Annotated in this window: 9 protein-coding genes and 1 pseudogene; 8 read left to right on the top strand and 2 right to left on the bottom strand. The window is 62.2% G+C overall.

Annotated elements, in window-relative coordinates; genetic code table 11:
- From FS320_RS30575 to FS320_RS47100, 4 genes and pseudogenes are all read left to right on the top strand, one after another.
- Positions 1-142, top strand: a pseudogene (locus tag FS320_RS30575) (ATP-binding protein); the annotation flags it as partial.
- A gap of 397 nt (positions 143-539) precedes the next feature.
- Complete coding sequence (locus FS320_RS30580) at positions 540-962, top strand: hypothetical protein (RefSeq protein WP_338105550.1); 423 nt, start codon at positions 540-542, stop codon at positions 960-962.
- 83 nt (positions 963-1,045) lie between these two features.
- On the top strand, positions 1,046-1,273 hold the full coding sequence (locus FS320_RS30585; RefSeq protein WP_152716089.1) for a DUF6894 family protein: 228 nt from the start codon (positions 1,046-1,048) through the stop codon (positions 1,271-1,273).
- Between the two features lie 251 nt (positions 1,274-1,524).
- The gene (locus tag FS320_RS47100) at positions 1,525-2,517 is read left to right on the top strand and encodes a hypothetical protein (RefSeq protein WP_152716091.1); all 993 of its coding nucleotides are present in this window, start codon (positions 1,525-1,527) and stop codon (positions 2,515-2,517) included.
- 99 nt (positions 2,518-2,616) lie between these two features.
- On the opposite strand, the gene FS320_RS30595 is transcribed toward FS320_RS47100, so the two are convergent.
- Entirely contained in the window at positions 2,617-3,426 is an 810-nt protein-coding gene (locus FS320_RS30595; RefSeq protein ID WP_152716093.1) for a class I SAM-dependent methyltransferase, read from the bottom strand.
- Between the two features lie 236 nt (positions 3,427-3,662).
- Here FS320_RS30595 and FS320_RS30600 point away from each other — a divergent pair, with 236 nt between their 5' ends.
- The gene (locus tag FS320_RS30600) at positions 3,663-4,439 is read left to right on the top strand and encodes a bestrophin-like domain (protein ID WP_162003351.1); all 777 of its coding nucleotides are present in this window, start codon (positions 3,663-3,665) and stop codon (positions 4,437-4,439) included.
- A gap of 136 nt (positions 4,440-4,575) precedes the next feature.
- A complete protein-coding gene (locus tag FS320_RS30605) occupies positions 4,576-5,646 on the top strand; it encodes an NAD(P)H-dependent flavin oxidoreductase (RefSeq protein ID WP_152716097.1) in 1,071 nt (356 codons plus the stop codon).
- Between the two features lie 12 nt (positions 5,647-5,658).
- On the opposite strand, the gene uvrA is transcribed toward FS320_RS30605, so the two are convergent.
- Positions 5,659-8,640, bottom strand: a complete 2,982-nt coding sequence (gene uvrA / locus FS320_RS30610; RefSeq protein WP_152716099.1) for an excinuclease ABC subunit UvrA — start codon at positions 8,638-8,640, stop codon at positions 5,659-5,661.
- A 386-nt stretch (positions 8,641-9,026) separates the two neighbouring features.
- On the opposite strand from uvrA, the gene FS320_RS30615 reads away from it, so the two are divergent.
- Positions 9,027-10,604 (top strand): calcium-binding protein, encoded by a 1,578-nt coding sequence (locus FS320_RS30615; protein ID WP_162003352.1) that lies wholly within the window; start codon positions 9,027-9,029, stop codon positions 10,602-10,604.
- 223 nt (positions 10,605-10,827) lie between these two features.
- Positions 10,828-10,969, top strand: a 142-nt coding sequence (gene ssb, locus FS320_RS30620) for a single-stranded DNA-binding protein (protein ID WP_152716104.1), incomplete at its 3' end; no start/stop codon positions are given.

Below are 10,969 nucleotides of genomic sequence, written 5' to 3' on the forward strand. Positions count from 1 at the left end.
GAACAAGAGCATCCGGGAGTGGACCGAGCTGCTGGCCGGCGACGAGGTGCTGGCCACGGCCATCCTCGACCGCCTGCTGCACCGAGCGCATGTTCTCAACATCAAGGGGCGCAGCTATCGCCTGCGGGATCTGGAGGAGGCTCTCCAGCGGGCTCACGCTTGAGCCGTCGTAAAACTGGATGTCGCCTTATCTCGTAAATCTCGGTGTCGCTTGACACATTGACGGATTGCCCGGTGCAGGCCAAAGGTCCGCGTCATCCGGAAATCGAGGTCCTTTTCCGCTCGATGCGCTCGCGCCTCGCCTCTGAAAAGCGCTCGATCCTGCTTATCGGAGCGGCAGACGAACACAGTACACGCGTCCCGAATTGGTCCTCACATGAGGGCTATCTTTTTGGAGTCGGTACGCCCAAGCTAAAGCCTAAAGTTGTGGTGAACTGCCATTCTTGACTTTAAACTTGCGCATTACTCTGCGTTAAGCTCTTTTCAAGCAGATTATGCAATGTTTCCGATGGGTGGCACACGATGTCTGGGGGGCAGGCGTGACAGACGAAGAAATTGAAGCCGTTGCAGAGGAACTGGCAAAGGCCGGGGGGACCTCGTGGTATCCTGGGCGCACGCGCGGCGCTCTCTTGAGATCCGTGAGCGAGCGATACCGGGACCGGGCGAGATTGGCGATCGCCGCTCTCGATAGAGTAAGGGCCGGCAACGGCAGCCATATCCAGCCGCAATCCCCGGAAGCGCCATCGACGCCTGAGCGCTCCATCGCGGGCGACACGGACCAGATCCACGTCGGGGCGACTGTGGTCTATCGTCCTCCGGGAGACCAGAGGGCGATCAGCTGCCGGATCGAGCGGCTCAAGGATGGACGCGCCTATCTCGTGCCGGCCCCGCGGCCCGATATCGGCTGGGTTGCCCTGGACAGTTTCGATCCCGTGGGGGAGGCTCCGACCAAAGACGAATAACGGTCCGGGGACGAAGGTCTCTTCACTTCGCTGGCAAAAACCGCTAGCAGACACCATCCTTTTCGTGGGGTGACGGTCCCGATATGCGCTGCTTCTTCCACCTTGTGAACGATCATGAAGAGATCGTCGACAATACAGGGATTGAAGTCCAGGACCTGGAGAGCGCCAAGGTTCAGGCTCTCCTTGCCATCACCGAACTGCGCCAGGAAATCGGCGCGGACATCGAGGACTGGTCCGGTTGGCGGCTCGATATCGTTTGTCCTCAGGGCACACTTCTCCATTCCATGCTGCTGAACAACACAGTCCATTAAAAGCAACAATTGCCCAAGACTGGGGCTGAATTCCAAGCCGCAAAGCAAAGCTATAATCTATACTCTCAGATGAGCAATTTCGTCAAAACGATATAGCGTATTTCAAGTATTCTTACGTACGTTGTATCGTGAGTAGTAGGGGATATAAGTATCTACTCAGATAAATATTCAAAGTTGTGGAACTAATTTCCTCAAAGCTGAGTCTTTTTCACGCGAGAGCCGGTAAGAGGTAGCTCCTAAGGAGTAGAAAGATGAATTCGCGTGGACGGTTGTTCGGCTTCGGCCGCGAAGCTTCAGCATATGGTGTGGCAGTTCTTCTGGTCTCCTCATTGGTCTGGCAGCCGGCCGTTGCCCGCGACCGTGGCGGACGTTCGGACGGGATCGGGGCCGGGCTTGGCGTGAACGTTGGTGGCGACAATGGAATCTCCGCAGGTCTGGGTGCGAATATCGGCGGTGGCGGCGGGATCGCGGCCGGCCTCGGCGCCAGCATCGGCGGAACGGGCGGCGCGAATGCCGGTGTCGGTGCCAATGTGGGCGAGTCGCGCGGCGTCTCGGCCGGAGGCGGAGCCAATATCGGCGGCGCGAGTGGCGTCTCGGCGGGAGCGGGCGCGAATGTCGGCGGCAGGAGCGGCGTCGGTGCCGGCCTGGGAGCCAATGTCGGCGGTTCGTCGGGCGTGAGTGCCGGTGGCGGCGCCAGCATTGGCGGGTCCAACGGTGTCACGGCCGGCCTCGGCGCGAATGTCGGGGGCTCTAATGGTGTCAATGCTGGCGTGGGAGCAAACGTCGGCGGGTCTAACGGCGTGACGGCTGGCCTCGGCACGAGCATCGGCGGCTCCAGCGGCGTGACCGCCGGTGTCGGCGCGGGTGTCGGCGGCTCCAACGGCGTCGATCTTGGCGTCGGCGTCGGGATCGGCGGCAGCACAGGCACCGGTGGAACTGGCGGATCCGGCGGCACCGGAGGTATCGGCGGTATCGGTGGTACCGGCAATACGGGCGACCTCGCCAATCCAGGCTCCACGGGAACGGGTAGTGTGCGCAATCCATCCTCGACCGGAAGCGTCGACCCGAACCGGCCGGGCAGGTCCGGCCAGACCGAGCGTCTCAGGGCGGAGCTCCGCACCATGAGCGAGGATGAGCGCATGAAGCTGCGTCGCAGCTGCGCCACGGTTTCAGCTTCGCCCGACGGATACGATTCCGACATGCAGGCGCTCTGCCGCCTGATGAGCCGGATGTCGGCTCGTTGAGAATTGTCTCATGAGGAGCAAAGGCGCGACCCATCGGGCCGCGCTTCTTTCTTTGAGGCGCGGTGCGTCTTCCTGAGAATTGATCCGGTGCTCCAGGAGTTATCGCCAGGCCGTCACCACGAGAGCGCTCATGCGGTTTTCGACGGCTGACGCGCCGTAGCGGGATGTGAGCGCCTCGGTTGCTTTGGCGGTAATCTCCTCCAGGCGCTCCGGGGCCCGGGCCTCGAGTTCGGCGCGCAGGGGCGTGCCCTGGCACAGCCCCATCGCGGGTTCGCGGGGCGAGGGGGCTTGCGTAACCTTGTCGACAACCTCGATATCGACGTTCTCGAACCCAGCCTGCTGCACCTCTCCGCGGATCCGGTCTGGGTCGAAATAGCCGAAGGGCACGCGCTCGATGAAGCGCGGAGGATCGTCGGGAAAGAAGGTTCCTGCCACATCGGAGACGATGCGGCTGACCTCGTTGCGATCGAGGGAGTTCCAGACGGTGAAGACGAAGCGCCCGCCGGGTTTGAGCACGCGCAGGGCCTCGCGATAGGCTGCCAGCTTGTCGGGAAAGAACATGACGCCGAACTGGCAGACGATCACCTCGAAGGATGCATCCTCGAACGGGAGCTTCTGCGCATCGGCCTGCTGCCATTTCAGGTTAGGCGCCTGCAGCCGCTTGGCTGCGAGATCGAGCATGGCCTGATTGAGATCGGTCGCGACGATCTCGACACCGGGCGGCAGCGCCTTGACCAAGGCGCGGGTGACGATCCCCGTTCCGGCTGCCGTTTCCAGAATGCGGCCCTGCGCGACGTCATGCAGTCGCGCCGCCATGTCCTCGGCGAAAGGCTCGAAGAGGAGCGGGCCGAGATACTGCTCGTAGATCGCCGGAATCGAGCCCGCAAAGGCTGCATCGGTGGCGCCCATCGTCTCCTCCGCCGTGAACGGACGGGATGATCGCGCCGAAGGCCAAGCCAGGCAAGTGTCTCAAAAGAGGTGGAGCGGCCCGGATCGTCCCGACGATGGATACGCTCCGGAGCATCCTCAGCCGCCGGCCGCGATACGCCGGAAAAGCCATGGCCTGTGTGAATGTTGCATGCTTTCTTGTGCGCCGCCGTAACCGGTGCGGGCGAGCAGGAGCCACGCAGGATTCAGGAGCAAGCATGACGGCCATTCTGCAGCTTCCGGCCTGGTTGGGGGCCATCCTCGCGATGCTGCTCGCGATCGCAGCCTCGGCTCTTCCCTTTGTCCTGCTTCGGCTGCGTATGGGCGATGAGCTGCCGACGAAGGCCCGTGACGTGGCCGAAACGGTTGCCGTTCGCATCGGCACGGTCCACAGCCTGATCCTGGCGCTTGTCTTCGCGGAGGCGCAGTCCACCCACACCAACCTGCAGCAGGAGGTTTCCAAGGAGCTCACGACGATCGAGCATATTGCGCTCGAACTGAACCAGTGGAACGGACAGGAGGGGAAGGTTCTTCGCAGCCAGCTTGCCGCTTACGTGACGGCGGTTCTGCAGAACGAGTGGCAGGCATCCGCCAACCTCAGAGGCAGCAGGGAGGCGAGGCGGGCCTATAACACGCTCGATATCGGCATCCTCGACCTCAGGGCCGAGACGCCGCAGCAGCAATCCCTGCGCGCTCGCATGATCATGAACATGGACGATCTTCAGGACCACCGGAAGGCGCGGCTTTCGCTGGCTCATCGCGGTCTGCCCAGCCTGTTCTGGTGGATGGCCCTGACCGGCTTCGCCATCATCGTCGGGTTCTTCCTCATTTTCCCGGCCAATCTCGTGCACATCGCCATTCTCTCCGTCTACGGAGCTTATACGGGCCTTGCGCTCTATTTCATCCTGGCTCTGAGCCACCCTTATGCGGGCCCGGCTTCCATCGACACGTCGCCTTATGAGATGGTGCTCGAGGACGATCTGAAGGGGTCTTAGCCGATCGCAATCGGAAGGAGCGCGCGGTTCTCCACACGAAGCGTTTCACAGGGAATGGAGAGATCCGGACCATGCGTTCTCATTTTACTGATATGCTTTAGCACTCGTTTCTCCCTAGACAGGAAAGGCAGCAGCCATGTGGAAGGATCGGCGAATTCTTGATCTGTTGGGAATCGAGCTTCCAGTCATCCAGGCTCCCATGGCCGGAGCCAACCTGTCCGACATGGTCATTGCGGTCTCGGAAGCCGGAGGTCTGGGTTCGCTCCCCTGCGCTCTGCTGAGCATCGACAAGGCCAGGGAAGAACTGTCCCGGATCCGGCAGAAGACCTCGAAGCCCATCAACGTCAATTTCTTCTGCCATCAGGCTCCGGTGTTCGATTCAGAGCGTGAAGCGGCATGGAAGCAGCGCCTGAAGGACTATTACATGGAGCTCGGGCTTGATCCGGCTATGCCGACGCCACCGTCCGCGCGCGCTCCCTTCGACGAGGCGTTTTTAGGCCTGGTCGAGGAGTTCAGGCCGGAGATCGTGAGCTTCCATTTCGGTCTGCCTCGGCAAGACCTGCTGAATCGCGTGAAGGAGACTGGGGCCAAAGTGCTGTCCTCTGCAACGACGGTCGATGAGGCGCGCTGGCTCGAACGCGAAGGATGTGACGCCATCATTGCGCAGGGCTTCGAAGCCGGCGGTCATCGTGGCATCTTTCTGACGGACGATATCTCGACCCAGGTCGGCACGATGGCGCTGGTGCCGCAGGTGGTCGATGCGGTCAAGGTGCCTGTTATCGCGGCGGGCGGAATTGCCGACGCGCGGGGCATCGTCGCGGCCTTCGCCTTGGGAGCATCGGCCGTGCAAATTGGAACGGCCTACCTGTTCACTCCCGAAGCCACGATCTCCCCGGTTCACAGGCAGGCGCTGAAGGGCGCCGGGTCTGAAAAGACGGCGCTGACGAACCTCTTCACCGGGCGTCCAGCCCGAGGCATCGTCAACCGGGTCATGCGCGAGGTCGGGCCGATCTCGACGTCGGCGCCGGATTTTCCGCTTGCAGGCGGCGCGCTCGCACCCCTGCGTCAGAAATCCGAGCCTCTCGGTTCGGGCGATTTCATGTCCCTTTGGTCGGGACAGGCCGCGGGCCTGAGCCGTGAATTGCCTGCCGGCGAGCTGACGAAGCGGCTCGCAGAGGAGGCCTTGGCACGACTCTCATCCCGGTGAAAGCGCGGCAGGCTATTCAGCCGCCTGCCGTGTCACCTTCTTGTCCTTCTTCGCCGGCGCCATCTTGGCGGTCGCCTTCGGAGCCGCTTCCTTCTTCAACGGCATGCGCTGCAGCACTTCCTTCATGAAGCGGCCGGTATGGCTCGCCTTGGCCTCGGCGATGTCCTCGGGGGTGCCCTGCGCCACGATCTGACCGCCGCCGCTGCCGCCTTCGGGGCCCATGTCGATCACCCAGTCAGCAGTCTTGATGACCTCGAGATTGTGCTCGATGACGACGACCGTATTGCCCTGGTCGACGAGCTCGTGCAGCACCTCCAGGAGCTTCGCGACATCGTGGAAGTGAAGGCCCGTCGTGGGCTCGTCGAGGATGTAGAGCGTGCGGCCGGTGGCGCGCTTGGAGAGCTCCTTCGAGAGTTTGACGCGTTGGGCTTCGCCGCCGGAGAGTGTCGTCGCCTGCTGTCCCACATGCACGTAGTCGAGGCCGACGCGGGCGAGCGTCTGCATCTTCTCGCGGATCGACGGCACGGCCTTGAAGAGCTCGCGCGCCTCCTCCACCGTCATGTCGAGCACGTCGGCGATGGACTTTTCGCGGTATTTCACCTCCAGCGTCTCGCGGTCGTAGCGCTTGCCCTTGCACACGTCGCAGGTGACGTAGACGTCGGGCAGGAAGTGCATCTCGATCTTGATCACGCCGTCGCCGGAGCAGGCCTCGCAGCGCCCGCCCTTCACGTTGAAGGAGAAGCGTCCCGCCTGATAGCCGCGCGCCTTCGCCTCGGGCAGTCCGGCGAACCACTCGCGGATCGGCGTGAAGGCGCCGACATAGGTCGCCGGGTTCGAGCGTGGCGTGCGGCCGATGGGCGACTGGTCGATGTCGATGACCTTGTCGAGATGCTCCAGGCCCTCAATGCGGTCGAACGGCGCCGGATGCTCCAGCGCGCCGTTGAGCTTGCGCGCCACGGCCTTGTAGAGGGTGTCGATGACGAGCGTGGACTTGCCGCCGCCGGACACGCCGGTGATGCAGGTGAAGGTGCCGAGCGGGATTTCCGCCGTCACGTCCTTCAGGTTGTTGCCCTTCGCACCGACCACTTTCAGCATGCGTTTCGGGTCGCGCTTGCGGCGCTTGGCCGGCACCTTCACGGACATCTCGCCGGTGAGATATTTGCCGGTCAGCGACTTTGGATCCGCCAGGATCTCGTCAGGCGTGCCCTCAGCCACGATCTCGCCGCCGTGGATGCCGGCGCCGGGGCCGATATCGAACACGTAGTCGGCGTGAAGGATCGCGTCCTCGTCGTGCTCCACCACGATCACGGTGTTGCCGAGATCGCGCAGGCGCTTGAGGGTGACGAGAAGACGCTCGTTGTCGCGCTGGTGCAGACCGATGGACGGCTCGTCGAGCACGTAAAGGACGCCCGTGAGGCCGGAGCCGATCTGGGATGCGAGGCGGATGCGCTGGCTCTCGCCGCCCGACAGCGTGCCGGACGCGCGGGCAAGCGTCAGGTATTCCAGACCCACATCGACCAGGAAGGTGAGGCGCTCGCGGATCTCTTTGAGGATGCGGCCCGCGATCTCGTTCTGCTTCTTGGTGAGCTTCTTGGACAGATCGCCGAACCAGAGATGCGCGTCCTTCACGGAGAGCGCCGTGGCATCGCCGATATCGGAGCCTGCGATCTTCACCGCGAGCGCCTCCGGCTTCAGGCGCTTGCCGCCGCAGGCCTCGCAGGGCGTCTCGCTCATGAAGCGGCCGATTTCCTCCCGCGCCCAATCGCTCTCGGTTTCCTTGTAGCGGCGCTCGAGATTGGGGATCACGCCTTCGAAGGGCTTCTTCACCTCGTAGGCGCGAAGTCCGTCGTCATAGGCCATGCGGATGGACACGCCGCCGGAGCCGTAGAGGATGGCGTCGCGAACCTCTTCGGACAGCTCGGTCCAAGGCTTCGTCATGGACGCCTTGTAGTGCCTGGTGAGCGCCTCGAGCGTCTGGCCGTAATAGGGCGAGCTCGACTTCGCCCACGGCATGATGGCGCCGCGCTTCAAGGAGAGCGTCTCGTCGACGACGAGCGCCTCGTCGATGCGCATCTCGTGACCGATGCCGCCGCAGGTCGGGCAGGCGCCGAAGGGATTGTTGAACGAGAACAGGCGCGGCTCGATCTCGGGGATCGTGAAGCCGGAGACCGGGCAGGCGAATTTCGAGGAGAAAACGATGCGCTTCGGCTGGCCCTTGGCGTCCTTCTCGTCGGCATATTCGATGACGGCGATGCCGTCGGTGAGCTCGAGCGCCGTCTCGAAGGATTCCGACAGGCGCGCGGCGATGTCGGCTCGCACCACGATGCGGTCCACCACCACGTCAATATCGTGCTTGAACTTCTTGTCGAGGGCAGGGGCCTCGTCGATGGCGTAGTACTCGCCGTCGATCTTCAGGCGCTGGAAGCCTTTCTTCTGGAACTCGGCGATCTCCTTGCGGTACTCGCCCTTGCGGCCGCGCACCACGGGGGCCAGCAGATAGAGACGGGCCTTTTCCGGGAGCTCCAGCACCCGGTCGACCATCTGGGAGACGGTCTGGCTCTCGATGGGCAGGCCCGTGGCGAGCGAATAGGGGATGCCGACGCGCGCCCAGAGCAGGCGCATGTAGTCGTAGATCTCGGTAACGGTGCCCACCGTCGAGCGCGGGTTCTTGGAGGTGGTCTTCTGCTCGATGGAGATGGCAGGCGAAAGGCCGTCGATCTGGTCCACGTCGGGCTTCTGCATCATCTCCAGGAACTGGCGCGCGTAGGCCGACAGCGACTCCACGTAGCGCCGCTGCCCCTCGGCATAGATCGTGTCGAAAGCGAGAGAAGACTTTCCCGAGCCGGACAGGCCGGTGAACACCACGAACTTGTCCCGCGGGACCATGAGGTCGACGTTCTTGAGATTGTGCTCCCGCGCACCCCGGACGGAGATGACGCGTGCATCCGGGTCTCCCGCCTTCGCGCGGTTGAACAGATCGTCGAGTTTAGCCATTGCCCGCAAGCCTTTTGAGGAAATCCAGCCTCGTCGGCCGGTCCCCGCATATGTGATGCCTCATCCTCCGGTGCAATGCGGCGGATGATTCCAGGTGTTTGATCCTAGAACAAAGGGGGTACGGCGGGCAAGCGGTCTTCTGGAGGTCCGAGGCTTCAACGGGCGCTAGCACGTGATGCGGCTGTTGGGCTCGTAGGAAAATATTGTAGCGGGCGCCTTGTCCAGCAGCCAAGCTGAGTTATAAATAACGAAACGTAGTAACGTTTAAAATCACAACAACGCAGCTGTAAAGGACTGAGACCATGGCTTCGCCAATTGCCTGGGGGGCGGCTTTCCCCATTAACTCGAATATCAAAGAAAACCAGTTTGCTCCAAAGATTTACGCCTTGAAGGATGGCTCCTTCGTGGCGGTCTGGACCGATAACAGCGAAACCGGAGCGGACACTGACGGCGGCTCTATCCGGGGCCAGTTTTTCAATGCCGACGGCAGCAGGAAGGGTGCAGAATTCCTCGTCAATACCACCACGGCTGGGTCTCAGATCAATCCCGATGTGACCGTCCTGGATGATGGCCGGTTCGTCGTGGCATGGCAGAGCGGCGGATATCTGTGGGCTCGTGGTTACAATGCGAATGGATCGGCCATCGGCAATGAGTTCAAGGCGAGTTCGACCGGGTTCGACGACCACTTTACGTTGACGGCTCTCACGAATGGCGGTTTTGCTGTTTCCTATTGGGATGACGATGTAAAAGTCCGTGTTCAGAGCTTCGATGCCAACCTGCAGAAGAGCGGGACTGAAGCAGTGCTTGCCGACAATAGCGACCACACGGAAATCGTCGGACTGCAAGGCCAGTATATCGCCTTCTACGGAAACGGGACGTCAATCCATGGCCAGTTTCGGAATAACGACGGAAGCATGTCGACAGGCTCGGTCACCGTCGACTTTTCGACACCGGGCAGCTTCAACTCCAAGCCCGTCGCGGCCAAGCTCACGGATGGCCGGATCATCGTGATCTGGACAAGCCAAACTGAGAGTACTGCCGGCCCCGATCTTTACCAGATCAAGGGACAGATCCTGAATGCCAACGGCACCAAGAGCGGAGGCGAATTGCTGTTGAGCGTGCCGGGAGCCATCAACGCAAAGGCCGCGACGGTCGCAGCCCTTGCGGACGGCGGGTTCGCCCTGGGTTACCTGGATCAGATTGCAGGCAGGAATTCCGCCGATATTCACATTTCGGCCTTCAACGGCAATGGCGCTCGCTTCGGTACAGACACCATCCTCGACCGGGCCTATGATGGCGATAGCACTCATGCCTTGAACATCACGACATTGGCTGACGGCCGTCTCGCGGTGACTTGGACCAGTGTTGTCAGTGAATGGGACGATTTCGGCTCGAGCATTCATGGCCAGATCGTGGACCTGCGCCAGTCCGGTGTGACGGTCACGGGCACCTCTGCGGATGACCGCTATTACGGCTCACGTTTCAACGACGCGTTGAAGGGCGAGGGCGGCAATGATCGACTCTTTGGTCACGAGGGCAATGATGTCGTCGCGGGCGGTGTCGGCAACGACGTGCTCCACGGCCAGGGCGGCAACGATACCCTGACGGGTGGAGATGGCTCCGACGCCTTCGTGTTCGACACCGCGCCGGTGGTCGGCAGGGCCAAGCATATCGACCGGATCGTCGACTTCAACGGTCGGGCCGACAAGATCTACCTGGACGACACCATCTTCAAAGGTCTGAGCAAGAAGGTGGGCTCGCTCGATGCGCCCGTGAAGATCGACAAAAAGGCCTTCTGGAAGGGCCAGGTGGCGCATGACAAGGACCACCGGATCATCGTGAAGGCATCGGGCGAGGTTCTCTACGATGCGGATGGCACGGGCAAGGCGAAGGCCGTGGTGGTCGCTAAGCTGGACAAGAAGGTGCTGAAGTTCGTCGATGCCGGCGACTTCTTCGAGATCTGATCGGCGCACCATGATCCGACCGGAGGCTGCAGGCACGGTCTGCAGCCTTTTTCTATTCAGAGGCCTTGGCTTGGCCAGGCACGGGCGAATCTTTCCCTTTGTTCCCGGGATCTGGAAATGGCGGAAATCTAATCTGGGGACAGACCTGTGCAGAACTTCTCGGCCCGCTTGTTCCTCATCAGCTTCGGCCCCAGAACAGCCCGAGATGAACAGGAGCGCCCTGATGGCAGGCAGTGTGAACAAGGTGATTTTGGTTGGGAATCTGGGGCGGGACCCGGAGGTGCGGCGTCTGTCGAACGGGGAGCCGGTGGTGAACCTGCGCCTTGCCACGTCGGAGACCTGGAAGGACAAGGGCACGGGCGAGC

Source organism: Microvirga tunisiensis, assembly GCF_009296175.1.
Lineage (GTDB): Bacteria > Pseudomonadota > Alphaproteobacteria > Rhizobiales > Beijerinckiaceae > Microvirga > Microvirga tunisiensis.

Coding starts and splice junctions, on each gene's coding strand:
- FS320_RS30585 (WP_152716089.1), top strand. CDS start 1,046: ATGCGCTGCTTCTTCCACCTTGTGAACGATCATGAAGAGATCGTCGAC.
- FS320_RS47100 (WP_152716091.1), top strand. CDS start 1,525: ATGAATTCGCGTGGACGGTTGTTCGGCTTCGGCCGCGAAGCTTCAGCA.
- FS320_RS30595 (WP_152716093.1), bottom strand. CDS start 3,426: ATGGGCGCCACCGATGCAGCCTTTGCGGGCTCGATTCCGGCGATCTAC.
- FS320_RS30600 (WP_162003351.1), top strand. CDS start 3,663: ATGACGGCCATTCTGCAGCTTCCGGCCTGGTTGGGGGCCATCCTCGCG.
- FS320_RS30605 (WP_152716097.1), top strand. CDS start 4,576: ATGTGGAAGGATCGGCGAATTCTTGATCTGTTGGGAATCGAGCTTCCA.
- uvrA (WP_152716099.1), bottom strand. CDS start 8,640: ATGGCTAAACTCGACGATCTGTTCAACCGCGCGAAGGCGGGAGACCCG.